Source organism: Mycobacterium sp. (assembly GCF_044370595.1).
Classification (GTDB): Bacteria; Actinomycetota; Actinomycetes; order Mycobacteriales; family Mycobacteriaceae; genus Mycobacterium.
The window spans coordinates 1-18,930 of the sequence record NZ_JBILVF010000061.1; the positions used below are offsets into that span (position 1 = coordinate 1).

General features: G+C 68.5%; 19 protein-coding genes and 1 pseudogene. 16 read left to right on the forward strand and 4 right to left on the reverse strand.

Features of this window, described 5'->3' with window-relative positions:
- On the forward strand, window positions 1-272 hold a 272-nt coding region (locus ADBZ5N_RS10080; RefSeq protein ID WP_526257352.1), incomplete at its 5' end, for a His/Gly/Thr/Pro-type tRNA ligase C-terminal domain-containing protein.
- 1 nt (window position 273) lies between these two features.
- On the opposite strand, the gene ADBZ5N_RS10085 is transcribed toward ADBZ5N_RS10080, so the two are convergent.
- Together ADBZ5N_RS10085 and ADBZ5N_RS10090 are read right to left on the reverse strand one after the other, a co-directional pair.
- Window positions 274-792, reverse strand: a complete 519-nt coding sequence (locus tag ADBZ5N_RS10085; RefSeq protein ID WP_526257353.1) for a ferritin-like domain-containing protein — start codon at window positions 790-792, stop codon at window positions 274-276.
- Window positions 789-1,328 carry a hypothetical protein gene (locus ADBZ5N_RS10090; protein WP_526257354.1) on the reverse strand — a complete coding sequence of 180 codons (540 nt, stop codon included), beginning with the start codon at window positions 1,326-1,328 and terminating at the stop codon, window positions 789-791. The genes ADBZ5N_RS10085 and ADBZ5N_RS10090 overlap by 4 nt, the downstream gene beginning before the upstream one ends.
- 81 nt (window positions 1,329-1,409) lie before the next feature.
- Here ADBZ5N_RS10090 and rimP point away from each other — a divergent pair, with 81 nt between their 5' ends.
- The 7 genes from rimP (at window position 1,410) to ADBZ5N_RS10125 (ending at window position 9,038) form a co-directional block, all read left to right on the forward strand.
- Entirely contained in the window at window positions 1,410-1,982 is a 573-nt protein-coding gene (gene rimP, locus ADBZ5N_RS10095; RefSeq protein WP_526257355.1) for a ribosome maturation factor RimP, read from the forward strand.
- A complete protein-coding gene (gene nusA / locus ADBZ5N_RS10100) occupies window positions 1,979-3,001 on the forward strand; it encodes a transcription termination factor NusA (RefSeq protein ID WP_526257356.1) in 1,023 nt (340 codons plus the stop codon). The genes rimP and nusA overlap by 4 nt, the downstream gene beginning before the upstream one ends.
- A 104-nt stretch (window positions 3,002-3,105) precedes the next feature.
- The gene (locus tag ADBZ5N_RS10105) at window positions 3,106-3,399 is read left to right on the forward strand and encodes a DUF448 domain-containing protein (protein ID WP_526257369.1); all 294 of its coding nucleotides are present in this window, start codon (window positions 3,106-3,108) and stop codon (window positions 3,397-3,399) included.
- Window positions 3,400-3,477: 78 nt separating this feature from the next.
- The gene (gene infB, locus ADBZ5N_RS10110) at window positions 3,478-6,222 is read left to right on the forward strand and encodes a translation initiation factor IF-2 (protein ID WP_526257357.1); all 2,745 of its coding nucleotides are present in this window, start codon (window positions 3,478-3,480) and stop codon (window positions 6,220-6,222) included.
- Window positions 6,223-6,255: 33 nt separating this feature from the next.
- Window positions 6,256-6,729 carry a 30S ribosome-binding factor RbfA gene (gene rbfA, locus ADBZ5N_RS10115; protein WP_526257358.1) on the forward strand — a complete coding sequence of 158 codons (474 nt, stop codon included), beginning with the start codon at window positions 6,256-6,258 and terminating at the stop codon, window positions 6,727-6,729.
- Window positions 6,704-7,693 (forward strand): DHH family phosphoesterase, encoded by a 990-nt coding sequence (locus tag ADBZ5N_RS10120; protein ID WP_526257359.1) that lies wholly within the window; start codon window positions 6,704-6,706, stop codon window positions 7,691-7,693. Before rbfA ends, ADBZ5N_RS10120 begins: the two co-directional genes overlap by 26 nt.
- Window positions 7,656-9,038, forward strand: a complete 1,383-nt coding sequence (locus ADBZ5N_RS10125) for an MATE family efflux transporter (RefSeq protein WP_526257360.1) — start codon at window positions 7,656-7,658, stop codon at window positions 9,036-9,038. Before ADBZ5N_RS10120 ends, ADBZ5N_RS10125 begins: the two co-directional genes overlap by 38 nt.
- 49 nt (window positions 9,039-9,087) lie before the next feature.
- On the opposite strand, the gene ADBZ5N_RS10130 is transcribed toward ADBZ5N_RS10125, so the two are convergent.
- On the reverse strand, window positions 9,088-9,861 hold the full coding sequence (locus tag ADBZ5N_RS10130) for an enoyl-CoA hydratase (protein WP_526257361.1): 774 nt from the start codon (window positions 9,859-9,861) through the stop codon (window positions 9,088-9,090).
- 72 nt (window positions 9,862-9,933) lie between these two features.
- Here ADBZ5N_RS10130 and ADBZ5N_RS10135 point away from each other — a divergent pair, with 72 nt between their 5' ends.
- A complete protein-coding gene (locus tag ADBZ5N_RS10135; RefSeq protein WP_526257362.1) occupies window positions 9,934-10,098 on the forward strand; it encodes a hypothetical protein in 165 nt (54 codons plus the stop codon).
- Here ADBZ5N_RS10135 and ADBZ5N_RS10140 read toward each other — a convergent pair.
- Window positions 10,095-11,735, reverse strand: coding sequence for a CocE/NonD family hydrolase (locus tag ADBZ5N_RS10140; protein ID WP_526257363.1), 1,641 nt, complete (start codon window positions 11,733-11,735; stop codon window positions 10,095-10,097). The genes ADBZ5N_RS10135 and ADBZ5N_RS10140 overlap by 4 nt on opposite strands.
- Window positions 11,736-11,772: 37 nt before the next feature.
- Between ADBZ5N_RS10140 and pptH the strand changes: the two genes are divergently transcribed.
- The 7 genes and pseudogenes from pptH to ADBZ5N_RS10175 all read left to right on the forward strand — a co-directional run.
- Window positions 11,773-12,708 (forward strand): ACP phosphodiesterase PptH, encoded by a 936-nt coding sequence (gene pptH / locus ADBZ5N_RS10145; RefSeq protein WP_526257364.1) that lies wholly within the window; start codon window positions 11,773-11,775, stop codon window positions 12,706-12,708.
- On the forward strand, window positions 12,705-13,382 hold the full coding sequence (gene pptT / locus ADBZ5N_RS10150; RefSeq protein WP_526257365.1) for a 4'-phosphopantetheinyl transferase PptT: 678 nt from the start codon (window positions 12,705-12,707) through the stop codon (window positions 13,380-13,382). The genes pptH and pptT overlap by 4 nt, the downstream gene beginning before the upstream one ends.
- Window positions 13,379-14,263, forward strand: coding sequence for a tRNA pseudouridine(55) synthase TruB (gene truB, locus ADBZ5N_RS10155; RefSeq protein ID WP_526257366.1), 885 nt, complete (start codon window positions 13,379-13,381; stop codon window positions 14,261-14,263). Before pptT ends, truB begins: the two co-directional genes overlap by 4 nt.
- Window positions 14,264-14,344: 81 nt before the next feature.
- Window positions 14,345-15,751, forward strand: a pseudogene (locus tag ADBZ5N_RS10160) (HNH endonuclease signature motif containing protein).
- A gap of 17 nt (window positions 15,752-15,768) precedes the next feature.
- Window positions 15,769-16,746 (forward strand): bifunctional riboflavin kinase/FAD synthetase, encoded by a 978-nt coding sequence (locus ADBZ5N_RS10165; protein WP_526257367.1) that lies wholly within the window; start codon window positions 15,769-15,771, stop codon window positions 16,744-16,746.
- 134 nt (window positions 16,747-16,880) lie between these two features.
- Window positions 16,881-17,150: a 30S ribosomal protein S15 gene (gene rpsO / locus ADBZ5N_RS10170; RefSeq protein WP_509715314.1), complete on the forward strand. Its 270-nt coding sequence runs from the start codon at window positions 16,881-16,883 to the stop codon at window positions 17,148-17,150.
- A 268-nt stretch (window positions 17,151-17,418) separates the two neighbouring features.
- Window positions 17,419-18,930, forward strand: a 1,512-nt coding sequence (locus ADBZ5N_RS10175) for a polyribonucleotide nucleotidyltransferase (protein WP_526257368.1), incomplete at its 3' end; no start/stop codon positions are given.

The following is an 18,930-nucleotide window of genomic DNA, read 5'->3' on the forward strand; positions in this document are numbered from 1 at the left end:
CCAACAAGGATCCCGAGGCGCGGGCCGGCGCCGAAGAGTTGGCCGCGGAACTGGACCGTCGCGGCATCGAGGTCCTGCTGGACGAGCGGACGGCCTCGCCCGGAGTCAAGTTCAAAGACGCCGAACTGCTGGGGGTGCCTTGGATCGTGGTGGTGGGCCGCGGCTGGGCGGAGGGGACCGCGGAGTTGCGCAACCGGTTCGACGGCCAGACCCGCGAGATCGTCATCGCCAGCGCGGCCGAGGACATCGCCGCCGTGCTGGTGCCCACCTGACCTACTCGGTGCCGCCGGGGAACGCCTCGGTCACCGGCCACGCGCCCAGCACCGCCCGCCAGCGGGCCGCCATCACCGCGCACTGGGTCAGCGCGGTCCCGGCAAAAGCGCGGTCCTGTTCTGCGGTGTCGTCCCCCGAGGCCTGCTCCAGCACCGCCCGCCACGCCACCGCGCAGTCGCTTTCGATCCGGACCGCCAGCCTGGCGGCGTCGGAGGGGGTGTCCACCGCCATCGGCAGTTGGTAGCCGACGGCCGCAAGTGGCACCTTGATCGAGCGTTCGGTCATCAGTGTCACCGCCGCCTCGCGGCGGTCGCGGTGTTCGGCCACAGCCTCGGATACCAACTCGTTCCGGGTCGGCAAAGAGTGTGCCGACACCAGACCGTAGCCGTAGATCGCGGCATGTTCGACGGCGACGGCGTCGAACAGCGCGCCGGGCCCGGGTTCGGTCGGGCGGTCCGGGTCAGGGGTGGCTTCGGCCGATGACGATGTCGAATCGGTCGAGGGGGACGGGGACGTCACCGCGGCTTCCTCTCGGTCTTCAGGCCCACCGTGAACGCGGCCGTACACGCCGCGGCGATCGAGCCCATCAGCCCGGCCCGGTAGCCGGACAGCGTAGGCACCAACTTGGCGGCGTTGTCCGCCGACGTGCGTAGCGCTCCGACCACATCGCCGACAGTCGGCGGCGGAGCGGGATTACCCGTGGGTGCGCTGGTGGTGCTGGCCGCCGTGGTTTCGGTCGGGATGGGTTCGCCGGCGGCGCGCGCCAACTCCTCGACCAGGGCCTCGGCGTGCCTGGTGCGCAGGGCTGCCACCTCGCGCAGGGCCGCGGCCATCGGGGGTGTGGCGGTCTTTGCGGCCTCGGTGGCCAACTCGGAGTCCTGGCGGGCCGACCGCATCTCGGCTTCCAGCGGATCGGGTCCCGGCGGCTGGGACGGCCCGCAGGCGACGGCGGTTCCGAGGAGCGCCAACGCCACTAGGCCGCGCCCGCCGTCGGCGAGCAGCCGTCGGCGGCTCAGTACGGGCGTCGGAACGGGGCTGGTTTCGGGCTGGAGCACGCCCACATCCTGCCATTGCCGCCCCGATTGCTGGCGTATCGTTGGTGCCTTGCCAGAACAACTCAAGATGAGGAGCTCGCCGTGACGCAGCGGACCCCGGGTTCTTCTTCGGGTTCTTCTTCGGGTTCTTCTTCGGGATTGCCTTCGCCGGAGCAGGTGACCGAGCTACTTGCCGACGAGTTCGCCGGGCTCGGGTATGAGATCGACGACGTTGTAGTCGACTCCCACACCAGGCCCGCGCGCATCCGGATCGTCGCCGATGGGGACACCCCGCTGGATCTCGACGTGGTCTCCGAGCTTTCCCGTTGCGCATCGGCGCTGCTGGACTCCCTCGACACCGGCCAGGCGCCTTACGTGCTGGAGGTCAGTTCCCCAGGCGTGGACCGGCCGCTGACCGTCGAGAAACACTTCCGCCGGGCTCGGGGCCGGCGCATCGAGGTGTCGCTGAACGACGGCACCGAGCTGACCGGCCGGTTGGGGGCCACCGCCGACGGCGTCGCCGAGATCGCTGTGCGCCGCGGCCGGGACTGGGAGGTCCGTCGGCTGCCTCTCAGTGATATCCGCAGTGCAGTCGTCCAAGTGGAGTTCTCACCGCCCAGCGCCCGGGAACTTGAACTGGTCGGCGGCGCTCATCCGAAGGAGGCCGGGGCATGAACATCGATATGGCTGCACTGCACGCGATCGAGATCGACCGTGGCATCTCCGTCGAGGAACTGTTGGACACCATCAAGTCGGCGCTGCTGACCGCCTATCGGCACACCGACGGTCATCAGCCCGAAGCCCGCATCGACATCGACCGCAAGAGCGGCTCGGTGCAGGTGATCGCCCGGGAGACCGACGACGACGGCAACGTCATCAGCGAGTGGGACGACACCCCGGAGGGGTTCGGCCGGGTAGCGGCCACCACCGCCCGCCAGGTCATGCTGCAGCGGTTCCGCGACGCGGAAAACGAGCGGGTTTACGGCGAGTTCTCCGCCCGCGAGGGCGACATCGTCGCCGGGGTGGTGCAACGCGACGCGCGGGAGAACGCCCGTGGCAACGTAGTGGTGCGCCTGGGCACCGAGATCAAGGGCTCCGACGGCATGATCCGGCCCGCCGAACAGGTGCCGGGGGAGTCCTATGAGCACGGCGACCGGCTGCGCTGCTACGTCGTCGGGGTGACCCGCGGCACGCGCGAACCGCGCATCGAACTGTCCCGCACCCACCCGAACCTGGTCCGCAAGCTGTTCTCGCTGGAAGTGCCCGAAATCGCCGAGGGTTCGGTGGAGATCGTGGCGGTGGCCCGGGAAGCCGGGCACCGCTCCAAGATCGCGGTGCGGGCGAAGCCCGGCGGTCTCAACACTGGTCTTAATGCGAAGGGCGCCTGCATCGGGCCGATGGGCCAGCGGGTGCGCAACGTGATGAGTGAGTTGTCCGGCGAAAAGATCGACATCATCGACTTCGACGAGGATCCGGCCCGGTTCGTCGCCAACGCGCTGTCCCCGGCCAAGGTGGTATCGGTGCAGGTGGTCGATGCCACCGCGCGCGCGGCCCGGGTGATCGTGCCGGACTTCCAGCTATCGCTGGCGATCGGCAAAGAAGGTCAGAACGCCCGGCTGGCCGCTCGGCTGACGGGCTGGCGGATCGACATCCGCAGCGATGCCGTCACCCCGGACAGCCCGGAGTCCACGTAGGCGCCCTCCAACCGAGTGGTTCTCGACCGCCCAGCGGTGACGTAGACTGACCTGTGATCCAGCGCGAGAGTCTGGCCGCTGATGCTCGCCGCACCCCGGTGCGTATGTGTATCGGTTGCCGGAAGCGAGAGTTGGCCGTCGAACTGCTCCGAGTGGTGGCCGTGTCGATGGGGAACGGACACTGTGCCGTCGCCGTAGACACAGCAGGCTCACGCCCGGGCCGGGGAGCCTGGTTGCACCCCGATGACCGGTGCCTGTCGGCAGCGGTCCGAAGGCGGGCTTTCGGTCGAGCGTTGCGTATCGCCGGTACACCGGACACAGCCGCGGTGGTCGAGCATTTCGCAATGTTCGCGCCACCCGGGAGAGAACAGGTAGCGAAGAACATGAGCACACCGTGAAGTCCCGATGACCATGCGTCATAGCTAAACCCGAGGCGCGGCCGACCCACCGCTGTCGCCTCTAGAGATGGAGATGTAGTGGCAGGCAAGGCCCGCGTACACGAGTTGGCTAAGGAACTCGGTGTCACGAGCAAGGAAGTTCTCGCTCGCCTGAGCGAACAAGGCGAGTTCGTCAAATCGGCATCCTCGACAGTCGAGGCGCCCGTCGCGCGCCGGTTGCGTGAATCCTTCGGCGGCGCTAAGGCGGCCGAGGCCCCGAAGAAAGCCCCCGCGAAAGCCCCCGCAGCTAAACCCGCGCCGGTCGAGGCCGTCGCGGAGGCCGGCGCGCTGGCCACCGCACCTCCGGTCGCCAAGCCGACCGCCCCGGTCCCCGCGGCCCCGGCCGCCCCGATCGCTCCGCCGGTGCCCCCGGTGCCTCCGGCGCCGCCGGTCGCGGCCCCCGCAACGGGTCCACGTCCTGGTCCGGCCGCACCCAAACCCGGCGTTCCGCGCCCGCCGCGGGTTGGCAACAATCCGTTCTCCTCAGCGCAGCCGGTGGAACGTCCGATTCCGCGTCCGCAGGGCCCGGCAGGTCCGCGTCCTGGGCCTGGCGGCATGCCGCCGCGGCCCGGTGGGGGACCCCGCCCCGGCGGCGCTTCTCCCGGCAACATGCCGCCGCGGCCGCCCGGCGCCCGTCCCGGTGCCCCGGGTCGGGCGGGCGGCCCGCGTCCCGGTGGGGGTCCCCGTCCCGGTCCTGGCCAAGGTGCCCGCCCGGGCGGCGCCGGTGGCGGTAACTACCGTCCCGGTGGCCCCGGCGGCCCCGGCGGGGGCGGTGCCGGCGGTACGGCCGCCGGCGGTTTCCGGGGTCGTCCCGGCGGCGCCGGTGGCGGCGGCGGTGGTGGTGGCCGGCCCGGCCAGCGTGGCGGTGCCGCGGGCGCGTTCGGCCGTCCCGGCGGAGCGCCGCGGCGTGGCCGCAAGTCCAAGCGGGCGAAACGCGCCGAGTACGAGAACATGCAGGCACCGGTTGTCGGTGGTGTGCGCCTCCCGCACGGAAACGGCGAGACCATCCGACTGGCCCGGGGCGCTTCGCTGAGCGACTTCGCCGAGAAGATCGACGCCAACCCTGCGGCGCTGGTGCAGGCCCTGTTCAACCTCGGTGAGATGGTGACCGCCACCCAGTCGGTGGGGGATGACACCCTCGAACTGCTGGGCAGCGAGATGAACTACGTCGTCCAGGTGGTCTCGCCCGAGGATGAGGACCGCGAACTGCTGGAAAGCTTCGACCTCTCCTACGGAGAAGACTCAGGGGACGAGGGCGATCTCGAACAGCGTCCGCCGGTGGTCACCGTCATGGGTCACGTCGACCACGGCAAGACCCGGCTGCTGGACACCATCCGCCAGGCATCCGTCCGCGAGGGTGAGGCCGGCGGCATCACCCAGCACATCGGTGCCTACCAGGTGGGCGTCGAGCACGACGGAGTCGAGCGGCTCATCACCTTCATCGACACCCCGGGTCACGAGGCGTTCACCGCGATGCGTGCCCGCGGCGCGAAGGCCACCGACATCGCCATCCTGGTGGTGGCTGCCGACGACGGGGTGATGCCGCAGACGGTGGAGGCGATCAACCATGCCCAGGCCGCCGACGTGCCGATCGTGGTGGCGGTCAACAAGATCGACAAGGAGGGCGCCGACCCGGCCAAGATCCGGGCGCAGCTCACCGAGTACGGCCTGGTCGCCGAGGACTTCGGCGGCGAGACCATGTTTGTCGACATCTCGGCCAAGGCCGGCACCAACATCAAGGCGCTGGAGGAGGCGGTGCTGCTGACCGCCGACGCCTCGCTGGACCTGCGGGCCAACCCGGATATGGAGGCTCAGGGCGTGGCCATCGAGGCCCACCTGGACCGTGGCCGCGGCCCGGTGGCCACCGTGCTGATCCAGCGCGGAACCCTGCGGGTGGGCGATTCGGTGGTGGCCGGCGACGCCTATGGTCGTGTTCGCCGGATGGTCGACGAGCACGGCGAGGACGTCACCGAGGCCTACCCGTCGCGACCGGTTCAGGTCATCGGCTTCACCTCGGTTCCCGGGGCCGGCGACAACTTCCTGGTCGTCGATGAAGACCGTATCGCCCGCCAGATCGCCGACCGCCGCAGCGCGCGCAAGCGCAACGCCTTGGCGGCGCGGGCCCGCAAGCGGATCAGCCTGGAGGATCTGGAGTCGGCACTCAAGGAGACCAGCCAACTCAACCTCATCCTCAAGGGCGATAACGCCGGTACGGTCGAGGCGCTCGAGGAGGCCCTGCTGGGAATCCAGGTCGACGACGAGGTGGAACTGCGCGTCATCGACCGTGGTGTCGGCGGCATCACCGAGACCAACGTCAACCTGGCGTCGGCCTCGGATGCGATCATCATCGGCTTCAACGTCCGCGCGGAGGGCAAGGCCACCGAGCTGGCCAACCGCGAGGGTGTGGAGATCCGCTACTACTCGGTGATCTACCAGGCCATCGACGAGATCGAGAAGGCGCTCAAGGGTCTGCTCAAGCCGATCTACGAGGAGCGCGAACTCGGCCGGGCCGAGATTCGCGCGCTGTTCCGGTCATCCAAGGTCGGCAACATCGCGGGTTGTCTGGTGCAGTCCGGAATTATGCGCCGCAACGCCAAGGCCCGGCTGCTTCGTGACAACGTCGTGGTGGCTGAAAACCTCACCATCTCGTCGCTGCGCCGGGAGAAGGACGACGTCACCGAGGTCCGCGAGGGCTTCGAGTGCGGTCTGACCGTGACGTACTCCGACATCAAGGAGGGTGACGTCATCGAGACCTACGAACTGGTCGAGAAGGAACGGGTCTAGCCCGCCTGATGAACCGCCAGATGAAGATGTGTCATGGCTGACCCTGCCCGGGCGAAGCGGCTGGCCAAGCGGATCTCCACCATCGTCGCCTCGGCGATCGAGTACGAGATCAAGGATCCGCGGCTGGCCGGGGTCACCATCACCGACGCCAAGGTGACCGGTGACCTGCACGACGCCACGCTGTATTACACGGTCATTGGACGTTCGCTGACCGAGGAACCGGACTACGCCGGCGTCGCCGCGGCCTTGGAGAGTGCCAAAGGGGTGTTGCGCACCAAGGTCGGCGCCGGCACCGGGGTGAAGTTCACCCCGACGCTGGCGTTCGTGCGCGACACGGTTCCCGACGCCGCTCACCGGATGGAGGAACTGCTCGCCCGTGCCCGCGCGGCCGACGCCGATGTCGCCCGAATCCGTGCCGGGGCTACGCCGGCGGGTGACGCAGACCCCTATCGGGTTACAGCAGAGCATGATCACGAGGCCGATGACAGCGATCGAGCCGACGACTGATCGGGCCGGCAAGCGGGTTGACGCCGCGGGCGCGGTCCGGATGCTGGAGGCCGCCGGATCGGTGATCATCCTGTGCCACGTCCAACCCGACGCCGACACCATCGGTGCGGCACTAGGCCTGGGGCTGGTCCTGGTTCGTGGCGGCGTGCGGGTTCAAGTGAGTTTCACCGCCGCCGACACGTTGCCGGAGTCCCTCCGCGGTCTGCCAGGCTGCGACCTGCTGGTCGCTCCCTCTCGCCTGCATCGGGATGCGGACCTGGTGGTCACCGTCGACGCGTCCAGCCCCAACCGTCTCGGTGAACTTGCGCGGCTCACCATCGGCCGGAAGGTTCTCGTCATCGACCATCACAAGTCGAACACGCTATTTGGTACTGCGAATTACGTATCTCCGCAATGTGATTCGACGACGATGCTGATCGCCGAGCTGCTCGACACCTGGGATAGGGAGATCGATGCAGATGTGGCCCGGTGTCTCTACGCCGGGCTCAGTATCGACACCGGATCCTTCCGCTGGGCGTCCGCGCCGGCGTTGCGACTGGCGGCGCGTCTGGTGGATGCCGGCGTCGACAACGCCGAGATGAGCCGGCTGCTACACGACACCCACCGGTTCGGCCGGCTTTCCCTGCTGTCCCGGGTGCTCGCCACCGCCGTGTTGGTGCCCGAGGCGGTCGCGGGTGCGGGCCTTGTCTACGTGGTAGTCGGTCACGCCGACTGGGCGTCGCACCGCTCCGAAGAGGTCGAGTCCATCATCGACCTCGTGCGTACCACGCAGGAGGCTGAGGTCGCCGCAGTGCTCAAGGAGGTCCGCCCGCAGCAGTGGTCGGTGTCGTTGCGCGCCAAAACCTATGACCTCACTCCGGTGGCCACCGGATTCGGTGGCGGCGGTCATGCCTTGGCGGCGGGGTACTCGGCGGCCGGGCCGGTCGATGAGGTGGTGGCAGGCCTCGCCGCGGCGCTTGGATAAACCGGCTGCGGGCAGTTCGGGCCGCGAGTCGCTTGTCCGACGGATCACCGTGCTGGCGCTGCCCGCCCTGGTGGTGCTGGCAGCCGAACCGCTGTACCTACTGTTCGACATCGCCGTCGTCGGCAGGTTGGGCGCGGTGAGCCTGGCCGGACTGGCCGTCGGCGGACTCGTGCTGACCTTGGTCAGTTCGCAAATGACGTTCCTGTCCTACGGAACCACCGCGCGCTCGGCCCGTTTCCACGGGACCGGTGACCGCGACGCGGCCGTTCGGGAGGGCGTGCAGGCAAGCTGGCTGGCCGCCGGTATCGGGGTGCTTGTCGTCATCGCCGTGCAACTGGCGGCGACGCCCCTGACGTCGGCCATCGGCGGCGGCGGGGCCATCGCGGCCGCCGCACTGCCGTGGCTGCGGATAGCCATCTTCGCCGCGCCGGCGATCCTGATCTCACTGGCTGGCAACGGCTGGATGCGCGGGGTGCAGGACACCGCGAGGCCGTTGCGCTACGTGCTGGTCGGTTTCTCCGTCTCTGCGTTGTTATGCCCGCTGCTGGTCTATGGCTGGCTCGGTATGCCGCGTTGGGGTCTGGCCGGTTCGGCGGTGGCCAACCTGGTGGGGCAGTGGATCACGGCGGTGTTGTTCTGCGGTGCGCTGGTCAGCGAGCGAGTGGGTTTGCGCCCGGATCCGGTGGTGCTGCGGGCACAACTGCGGATGGGCCGCGATCTGTTCGTGCGGACGATGGCCTTCCAGGCGTGTTTCGTCTCCGCCGCGGCGGTGGCGGCCCGGTTCGGGGCGGCGGCGCTGGCGGCCCACCAGGTGGTGCTGCAGTTGTGGAGTTTCCTTGCGCTGGTGCTGGACTCGCTTGCCATTGCGGCCCAGTCGCTGGTCGGTGCTGCTCTCGGCGGTAGCGACATCCGGCGCGCGAAGGAAGTGGCCTCGCGGGTGACGGCGTTCTCCGGTCTGGCCGCGATCGTGCTGGCCGGCCTGCTGGCCGCCGGTTCAACGGTGTTCCCCACTGCTTTCACCGGCGACCGCACCGTGCTGGACGCCATCGGGGTGCCCTGGTGGTTCCTCGTCGCGCAATTGCCCTTCGCCGGTGTGCTGTTCGCCCTCGACGGGGTGCTGATGGGTGCCGGCGATGCCGTGTTCATGCGCAATGTCACCGTGGTCAGTGCGGTCGGTGGCTTCCTGCCACTGACCTGGCTGTCGCTGGAGTTCGGTTGGGGACTGGCCGGCATCTGGGCCGGGCTGAGCGCGTTTATCGGCCTGCGCCTGGTGTTCGGTATCTGGCGCACGCGGTCCGGCCGGTGGGCGGTGCCGGGATCCGGGCCTGCGCCCGGCTCACTCTGATTGCCGGGCCTGCGCCCGGCTCACTCTGATTGCCGGGCCTGCGCCCGGCTCACTCTGATTGCCGGGCCTGCGCCCGGCCGCGCTCGATCACGGACGCTCGGCTGGCGGCGATGTCGTCCCCGGTCGCCGAGCGCATCCACGCCCGGGCCGCCTCGGCCTCCAGCCACAGCCCCGACCCGATGCCGTCCCCATCGATGCGGTGGTAGGACTCCAGCAGCGCCCGGACCGCCTTCTGGTTATTGCCGACGATGGATGCCGCCACGGCCCGCGCGGTCGGCATCAGCTGCTCGTGCGGCACGACCTCGGTGACCAGCCCGGCCCGCAGAGCATCGGCGGGCGACAGATAATCACCCGTCAGGCTCATCCGCCGCGCCATCCCGACACCGACCTTCTGCGGCAGGCGCACGCTGAGCCCCCAGGTCGGCAGCAGTCCGACCCTGGCGTGCGTGTCGGCGAACCGGGCCTGCTCCGAGGCGATCAGGATGTCGCAGTACAGCGCCAGTTCCAGCCCGCCGGTGACAGCCGCACCGTTGATGGCCCCGATCACGGGTTTGGTCATCGGCGGCCACTTCGGGGAGATGTCGGGCAACTCGGTGGTGTTGCCGAGTTCTTTGAGATCCAGCCCCGCGCAGAACACCGGATCAGCGCCGGTGAGGATCACCACATCCACCGCGTCGTCGGCTTCGGCCCCGCGCAGGGCGGTGAAGAACTGACTGCGCAGGGCACTGGACAGGGCGTTACGAGCCTGCGGACGATTAAGCGTGATGGTACGAACCCGGTCGGTGGTGTCGAGCAGCAAGATTTCGGAACTCTCAGAAGCCATAGCGACACCGTAACCGGCCGGTGCGGGGCCAAACCCCTGGCGCCGGGCGGCTTGGCCTGCAAGGCTGCACCGGTGGACAACGACCCGGTGGCCAATCCCAAGGTGCTGCTGGCGGTGGCCGCAGTGGTGGGCTTCGTCTTATCGGCCATCGCGATTTTCATCGCTGTGAGCTACACACCCGATTCCGGCTCCAGTGAGGTCACCACGACGTCGACGGTGCCCGCGGCGCAGCCCTAGAGCGGTTCGCCGGTCGGCAGGATCAACCGCGACACCGATCCATGCCGCAGCGTGTGGGTGGACGGCACCATCCGGTGGCCGCTGATCGCCGGTTCGCCAGTGCCCAGGTTGCGTGCGAAGCGGGGATGGCAGCCGCCGGCGATGAGGACCCGGATCTGCGAACCGCGCCCGAACCGGTGCGCGACCGGATCCAACTCCAGCCGGATCGGACCCTGGGGGGCGGTGTCGAAACGACGGAATCCGTCGCTGACATTGCGTGAGCGTCCTCGCGCATCGACCTCGCTGACCCGGACGAACACATCGAAATGCGGGTTGTCGGTCTGGTAGTCAAGCTCAATGACCGGATGGCCGTATACGCACACGGCGTCCTGCAGTGGGGTGGTGGTGAAACTGAGCACATCGCTGCGCTGGGCCAGTGCGGTGTCATCGACGTACCCCGACTGCCGGGAGAGCAGTCGCCCGCCCACCGTCGGGGTGGGATCGGTGGGCTCGTAGCGGACGCTGGAGCTGGTCCCGGATCCAGGCCCCGTCGCCGGTCCAGACCCCAGACCTCCGCCCGGGTGGAGGTAGAACTGCCGCGGTGTGGTCGGCGGTGGCCAGTCCGGCAGATCCACCCAGCCTCGCCCGGGTCCTCCGGTGACGTACACCCGGACCGGCTGGGTGCGCGGCTTGACGGCGTTTCCTGCCAGATGCGCCCCCAGCCAGGTCAGCGTCTCCGCGGCGGTGCCGGCGGTGGCTTTGGTGACCATCTCCTCGTGGGTCCACGGTCCGACCGTCATCGCCACGTCCACCCCGCGCCGACGCAGGTGCTGATATTGGGTGATGGTCTGGTCGATGAAGATGTCCTGCCATCCGCTGATCAGCAGCACCGGCACCGTGCACCGATCCAGGGCGTGGGTCATCCGCATCGGTTCCCAGAACGGGTCGTCGACATCGGGGTGCTCGATCCAGGATTCGTACCACGGTGAGCGTTCGCCGAGCAGAGTCCGGCCGGCATCCCCGATGGGAACCTTGTGGACTGCTGAGGCGAGCCGGCGGGCGGCCCGGATCTGGTGGGTCAGCCGGTGAAACTGGGAGCGTTCCTGGTGGGCCATCATGTCTGACCAGCCCAGGAAATCACTGAGCGCGAATGAACCTGTGCCCCAGGATGTTCCATGGAAATCGTGCGGTCCGACGCTGATGACCGCGGCGGCCAGTTCGGGCGGCGGGTCGGACAGCAGCGCCCACTGGGTAAAGCCCAGATACGACAGCCCGATGGTGCCGAAAGTACCGGTGAACCACGGTTGTCGGCGCAACCACACCACGGTGTCGGCGGCGTCGTCGGCCTCGTGCACCATCGGCACGAAGGTGCCGCCGGATCCGAAAGTACCCCGGACGCTCTGCAACACCACGTGGTACCCGCGGGCGGCGTACAGCTGGGCGTAGATGAAGGAGAACGGAAAACCTCTGCCGTAGGGGCAGCGCACCAGGATGGTCCCCAGCGGCCGCTCGGTCAGTGGTGCGTAGTGGTCGGCGCGTAACTGCGCACCGTCGCGCATCGGGACGGCAAGTCGGCGGTGCACCCGGTAGCCGGTGGTGGGGGCGGGAAGGCGCAGAGCGCGGCTGACCGCCCGATCGCTGAACCTGGTGCTCGTCACACGATCAGGATATTGACCGCAAGTAGGCTGCTCGGTTGTGGCACCCACGCTCTGGGCGATCAGCGACCTGCACACCGGGCATTCGGGCAACAAGCCGGTGACCGAGTCGCTGTACCCGGCGACGCCGGAGGACTGGCTGATCGTCGCCGGTGACGTCGCCGAGCGCACTGATGACATCCGCTGGTCGCTGGACCTGCTTCGGGGCCGGTTCGCCACAGTGATCTGGGTGCCGGGAAACCACGAACTGTGGACCACCGGCAAGGACCCGATGCAGGTCTTCGGCCGGGCCCGCTACGACTACCTCGTCGAGATGTGCGACGAGATGGGCATCGTGACCCCCGAGCATCCCTATCCGGTGTGGACCGGTCAGGGCGGACCGGCCACGATCGTGCCGATGTTCCTGCTCTACGACTACACCTTTCTCCCTGCGGGCGCGGCCACCAAAGCTGAGGGGCTGGCGATCGCCAAGGACAACAACGTGGTCGCCACCGACGAATTCCTGCTGTCCTGCGAGCCTTACGCGACCCGCGACGCCTGGTGCGCCGACCGGCTCGCCTACACCCGGGCCCGGTTGGAGGACCTGGACTGGATGGTTCCCACCGTCCTGGTGAACCACTTCCCGTTGCTGCGTGACCCCTGCGACATGCTGTTCTATCCGGAGTTCTCGTTGTGGTGCGGAACGACGGCAACCGCGGATTGGCACACCCGCTACAACGCGGTGTGCTCGGTGTACGGCCACCTGCACATCCCGCGTACCACCTGGTACGACGGCGTGCGGTTCGAAGAGGTCTCAGTGGGCTATCCGCGGGAGTGGAGGCGGCGCAAGCCCTACCGGTGGCTGCGGCAGGTGCTGCCCGATCCCGACTACGCCCCCGGTTACCTCAACGAATTCGGGGGGCACTTCATGATCACCCCGGAGATGCGCGCCCAGGCTGAGGCATTCCGGGAGAAGCTCAAGAACCGGCGCCGATGAGCGAACTGATGCGGGCCGTGCTGCCTGATCTCACCGGCCTGGTCTATGCCGAGATCTATCACGACCCGCCGGATCTGTCCCCCCTGCCGGAGGAGGAGCCGCTGATCGCCCGTTCGGTTGCAAAGCGGCGCAACGAGTTCGTCACCGTGCGGCACTGCGCCCGGTTGGCGATGGGACAACTCGGGGTTCCCCAGGCGCCGATCCTCAAGGGGGAGAAGGGCGAACCGCGCTGGCCCGAGGGTGTGGTGGGCAGCCTCACCCACTGTGAGGGCTACCGCGGTGCAGTGGTCGGCCGCGCCTGTGTAGTGCGTTCGGTGGGCATCGATGCCGAACCGCACGGGGTGCTGCCGGACGGGGTTCTCGACGCCATCAGCCTCCCGGTCGAACGCACACAGATCGCGGCCCTGCCGGCTGAACTTCATTGGGACCGAATCCTGTTCTGCGCCAAGGAAGCCACCTACAAAGCCTGGTTCCCGCTGACCCAGCGGTGGCTCGGTTTTGAGGACGCCCACATCACCTTCACGGTCGACACCGGAGACGACGCCGGCGCGGCCGGCGGTTTCCTCTCCCGGATTCTCATCGACCCGGAGACGCGATCCGGCCCGCCACTGACCGAACTGGCCGGCAGGTGGTCGGTGGCCGGCGGTTTGGCATTGACGGCGATCGTGCTGTGAGCGCGCCCGGCATCGTCGTCGTCGACAAGCCCGCCGGGATCACCAGCCACGACGTGGTCTCGCGGTGCCGACGCATCTTCGGCACCCGCAAGGTCGGACACGCGGGCACGCTGGACCCGCTGGCCACCGGCGTGCTGGTGGTCGGAATCGAACGCGCTACCAAGATCCTCGGTCTGCTCACCGCGACCGACAAGTCCTACGCGGCGACCGCTCGACTGGGCCGGTCAACGAGTACCGACGACGCTGAAGGTGAAGTCCTGGAGGATGTTTCGGCATCGCATGTCACCGATGACGCGGTCCTGGCCGGTGTCGCCGCGTTGCGGGGTGAGATCGCCCAGCGCCCCTCGGCGGTCAGCGCGGTCAAGATCGGCGGGAAACGTGCCTATCAACTGGCGCGGGAAGGCCAGCAGGTCGATCTGGCCGCCCGCACCGTGCGCGTCGACCGATTCGACGTCCTGGCCATCCGCCACCTCGGGCCGTTTGTCGAGCTGGACGTCGAGGTGGACTGCTCGTCGGGCACCTACATCCGGGCCCTGGCCCGCGATCTCGGTCAGGCGTTAGGTGTCGGCGGTCATCTGACCTCGCTGCGGCGGACCCGGGTCGGCGGTTACGGGCTGGATCACGCCCGGACCCTGGAGGAACTCCAGGCACGCCCGGCACTGAGCTACACCCTCGACGAGGCCTGCTTGCTGGCCTTCCCCCGCCGGGACATCACCGACGCCGAGGCCGAGGACGCCGGCCACGGCCGCCCTTTGGCACCAGCGGGAATCGGCGGCGTCTATGCCGCGACCGACCCGGCCGGACGGGTGATCGCGCTTCTGGAGGACCGGGGCCCGCGGACCGGGTCGGTCGTCGTGATCCGCCCGGCGACGCTGAGCTGAGTTTGTCCACAGATCCGCGTTCATCCACAACTGGAGCTCAAGCCGCTTATGATAGAACATACGTTCGAGTAAATTGGCGGCATGGCCACCGCCGAACCGCAGCTGGAACCGCTGACCGCTGAGGCGGCGCGTGTTGCGGTCCGCGCGGAACTCGACGTGGTGGAGGCCGCCTATGGCCGGCTGTGCGCGACGGGGACGGATCTGGTGGGCAACGCGTTTCGCATCGAAATCGCCCAGCGTCTGGAGACTCAGCAGCGCGCCAATCGGGGCCTGTCCTACCGGATCTTCGCGGAGATCGCCGAGCCCATCGACGGTTCCGACGATCCCGGGCTGCCCGCCGGTGTGAAAGTCCGCGACCTGATGGCGTCGCGGCTGCGCCTGACCGCCGCGGAGGTCAGGCGGCGGTTCCGGGTGGCCGCCCGGATCCGTCCCCGCCGTTCGTTGACCGGAGCGACTTTGGAGCCCGAACTGCCTGAACTTGCCGCCGCGGTCGAGGCCGGCCAGGTCGGTGATGACCACGTCGCCGCGGTCTGTCGTGCCCTGGATCGACTGCCCGCTGCGGTGGCCGCGAGCGACAAGGACAAGGCTGAGCGCACCCTGGTCCGGCACGCCCGGGAGCAGGATGCCCAGTTCGTCAGCGTCGTTGGAACCGTTATCGCCGATTGCCTCAATCCCGACGGCATCTTCAACGATGAGGATCGCGCTCGCCGGCGCGGCCTGGTGCTGGGCGCTCAGGGGCCCGACGGTATGAGTCGGCTGTCCGGTTGGTTGGATCCAGAGGCGCGGGCCTATCTGGAGGCGGTGTCGGCAGTGGTGCGGCCCGGCCGGCACCAACCCGACGGCGATCCCGAGCGGGACCGCAGAAGCCCCGAGCAGCGATGCCATGACGCGGTAAAACTCGCTCTGAAGTCTGCGATCGCTTCCGGTGGGCTCGGGCAGCACCGCGGTGCGCCCATCTCGGTGGTGGTGACGACGACGCTGGCCGAACTGGAACAGGCATCGAGAGCTGCCGGTGACCCGGCCGTTCCGATGCCGGCGCCGACACGGACAGGCGGGACCGGTCGCCTGCCGATGAGCGATCTGATCCGGCTGGCCAGCGAATCCATTCACTATCTGGCGGTCTTCGAGAACCATTCCGCGCGACCGCTCTATCTGGGCCGCAGTCGGCGCCTCGCGACCGCCGACCAGCGCATCATCTGCCACGCGCGCGACCGCGGCTGCACCAAACCGGGCTGTTTCGTGGGCGGCTACGACTGCGAGATCCACCATGCGCGCGGGTGAAGCGCCGGCGGCTCGACCGATGCGGACAACCTCTTCTTCGGCTGCGGACCCGATCACGGCGCCGTCGCCGACGGTGTCTACATCACCACTGTCACCAAGGACGGCCGCATCGGCTGGACGGATGGAACCGGACCGGCGCGCTTCAACGACGCCCACCATCCCGAACGACTCCTCGACGACGATGACGGCGACCCGCCGAGCACATGAGTCGTAGGCTTGGCGGCGTGGAACGCTGGCGCGGGCAGGACGACATCCCGTCGGATTGGGGCCGCTGCGTGCTGACCATCGGCGTGTTCGACGGAGTGCACCGCGGCCATGCCGAACTGATCGCCCGCGCCGTCAAAGCGGGCCGGGCCCGCGGCGTGCCGGCTGTCCTGATGACCTTCGATCCGCATCCCATGGAGGTCGTATTCCCCGGCAGCCACCCCGCCCAACTGACCACCCTGACGCGCCGCGCCGAACTGGCCGAGGAGCTCGGAATCGACGTGTTCCTGGTGATGCCCTTCACTACCGACTTCATGAAGCTCACCCCGGAGCGCTACGTCCACGAACTTCTTGTCGAGCGACTCCACGTGCTCGACGTCGTGGTGGGGGAGAACTTCACCTTCGGCAAGAAGGCGGCCGGCAACGTCGCCACCCTGCGCAAGGCCGGCGAGCGGTTGGGCTTCGCGGTGGAGTCGGTGTCGCTGGTTACCGAGCAGAACCAGAGCGAATCGGTCACCTTCTCGTCGACCTACATCCGCGCCTGCGTCGACGCCGGGGATGTGGTGGCCGCCGCCGAGGCGCTCGGCCGCCCGCACCGGGTCGAGGGGGTCGTCGTGCGGGGTGAGGGCCGCGGCCGTGATCTGGGTTATCCGACCGCCAATGTGGCGCCGCCGATGTACTCGGCCATTCCGGCCGACGGCGTCTACGCGGCGTGGTTCACCGTGCTCGGCCCCGGACCGGGGACGGGAGCGGTGCTGGCGGGGCAGCGTCATCCGGCCGCGGTGTCGATCGGCACCAACCCGACCTTCTCCGGGCGAACCCGCACCGTGGAGGCCTTCGTGCTCGATACCGACGCGGATCTGTACGGACAGCACGTCGCGGTGGACTTCGTGGCTCGCCTGCGCGGCCAGGCGAAGTTCAACTCGGTGGACGAGCTCGTCGAGGCCATGGGCCGCGACACCGACAAGGCCCGGGCTATCCTGGCGGCCCAGAGCTGAGCGGAGTTCTCAACGCATCAATTGATTTCGCCGTTGGCCACCTCTCGTTGTTAGACTCACCGACGCGTGCGGCTGCAGTCCGCGGTGGCCACGCCGAAGTTCTTCGCGGCACTGAAAATAGATGGAGTTCTCCTGTGGCACTTACCACCGAGCAGAAAAAAGAAATCCTGGGTTCCTACGGCCTGCACGAAACCGACACAGGTTCCCCGGAAGCCCAGGTGGCAATGCTGACCAAGCGCATCTCTGACCTCACCGAGCATCTGAAGACCCACAAGCACGACCACCACTCCCGGCGCGGTCTGCTGCTGCTGGTCGGCCGTCGGCGCCGGCTGCTCAAGTACGTCGCCCAGGTCGACGTCGAGCGCTACCGCTCGCTGATCGAACGGCTGGGCCTGCGCCGCTGACCACGGCTCTGAGTCAACCCGGCCGCGGGACGCGCGGCCGTTGACGGCCCGCTCTGCGGTACCATGAGGAAGTCTCTGGCCGCGCCGCGGCCTGTGACCTGCGTCTGTCGGAACGAGACTTGGTCCGATCGGGCGGTCTTCGGTAGTGGCTGCCGGGAGGACTACCCCCCGGCAGCTTCGATCGACGACCGTAGCCGTTCGTCCGCCAAATCGTCTCGTCACTGTGCGGCGCTAAAAAACAACAGTGAACGAAAGGCTGTACGGACGTATGTCTGTCGCTGAAATCGACGAAGGCGTGTTCGAAGCAACCGCCACCATCGACAACGGGAGCTTCGGCACCCGCACCATCCGATTCGAGACCGGACGGCTTGCCCAGCAGGCCGCTGGATCGGTCGTCGCCTACCTTGACGACGAAACCATGCTGCTGTCGGCGACCACCGCCAGCAAGGCTCCCAAGGAGCACTTCGACTTCTTCCCGCTGACCATTGACGTCGAGGAGCGGATGTATGCCGCGGGCCGCATCCCCGGGTCGTTCTTCCGGCGCGAGGGACGGCCGTCCACCGACGCCATCTTGACCTGCCGGTTGATCGACCGGCCGCTGCGTCCAACGTTCGTCTCCGGTCTGCGCAACGAGATCCAGGTCGTCGTCACCATCCTGAGCCTGGACCCCAACGATCTGTACGACGTGCTGGCGATCAACGCGGCGTCGGCATCCACCCAGATCGCCGGCTTGCCGTTCTCCGGACCGGTCGGCGGCGTGCGGGTAGCCCTCATCGGCACCCAGTGGGTGGCCTTCCCGACCGTCGAGCAACTCGAGGACGCCGTCTTCGACATGGTCGTCGCGGGCCGTAAAACCGGCGACGACGTGGCGATCATGATGGTCGAGGCCGAGGCCACCGACAAGGTCATCGCGATGGTCGCCAGCGGGGCGCAGGCACCGACCGAGACGGTGGTCGCCGAAGGCCTGGAGGCCGCCAAGCCCTTCATCGCGACTCTCTGCGACGCCCAACGCGAACTCGCCGAGCGGGCCGCCAAGCCCGTCGCCGACTACCCGCTGTTCCCGGAGTACGCCGACGACGCCTACACCGCCGTCGTCGACGCCGCCGGGGAGTCGCTGGCGCAGGCGCTGACCATCGCCGGCAAGCAGGAGCGCAACGACCGCACCGACGAGATCAAGAACGAGGTGCTCGGCAAGCTCGGGGAGTCGTTCGCCGGCCGCGAGAAGGAGATCGGCGCCGCCTACCGGTCGCTGACCAAGAAACTCGTGCGCCAGCGCATCCTGACCGACCACTTCCGCATCGACGGGCGCGGCATCACCGACATCCGCGCGCTGAGCGCCGAGGTGGCCATCATCCCGCGGGCGCACGGCAGCGCGCTGTTCGAACGCGGCGAGACCCAGATCATGGGCGTCACCACCCTGGACATGGTCAAGATGGCCCAGCAGATCGACTCGCTGGGGCCGGAGAAGTCCAAGCGCTACATGCACCACTACAACTTCCCGCCGTATTCGACCGGTGAGACGGGCCGGGTGGGCTCGCCCAAGCGGCGCGAGATCGGCCACGGTGCGCTCGCTGAGCGCGCCCTGATGCCGGTGCTGCCCAGCGTCGAGGAGTTCCCGTACGCCATTCGGCAGGTCTCCGAGGCGTTGAGTTCCAACGGGTCGACGTCGATGGGCTCGGTGTGTGCCTCGACGCTGTCGCTGCTGAACGCCGGAGTGCCGCTGAAGGCGCCGGTAGCCGGTATCGCGATGGGTCTGGTGTCCGATGAGGTCAACGGCGAG

Bases quoted from the DNA above. Each gene is read 5' to 3' on its own strand.
- nusA (WP_526257356.1), top strand. From the start codon at position 1,979: ATGAACATCGATATGGCTGCACTGCACGCGATCGAGATCGACCGTGGC.
- ADBZ5N_RS10105 (WP_526257369.1), top strand. From the start codon at position 3,106: ATGTGTATCGGTTGCCGGAAGCGAGAGTTGGCCGTCGAACTGCTCCGA.
- rbfA (WP_526257358.1), top strand. From the start codon at position 6,256: ATGGCTGACCCTGCCCGGGCGAAGCGGCTGGCCAAGCGGATCTCCACC.
- ADBZ5N_RS10120 (WP_526257359.1), top strand. From the start codon at position 6,704: ATGACAGCGATCGAGCCGACGACTGATCGGGCCGGCAAGCGGGTTGAC.
- ADBZ5N_RS10125 (WP_526257360.1), top strand. From the start codon at position 7,656: ATGAGGTGGTGGCAGGCCTCGCCGCGGCGCTTGGATAAACCGGCTGCG.
- ADBZ5N_RS10130 (WP_526257361.1), bottom strand. From the start codon at position 9,861: ATGGCTTCTGAGAGTTCCGAAATCTTGCTGCTCGACACCACCGACCGG.
- pptT (WP_526257365.1), top strand. From the start codon at position 12,705: ATGAGCGAACTGATGCGGGCCGTGCTGCCTGATCTCACCGGCCTGGTC.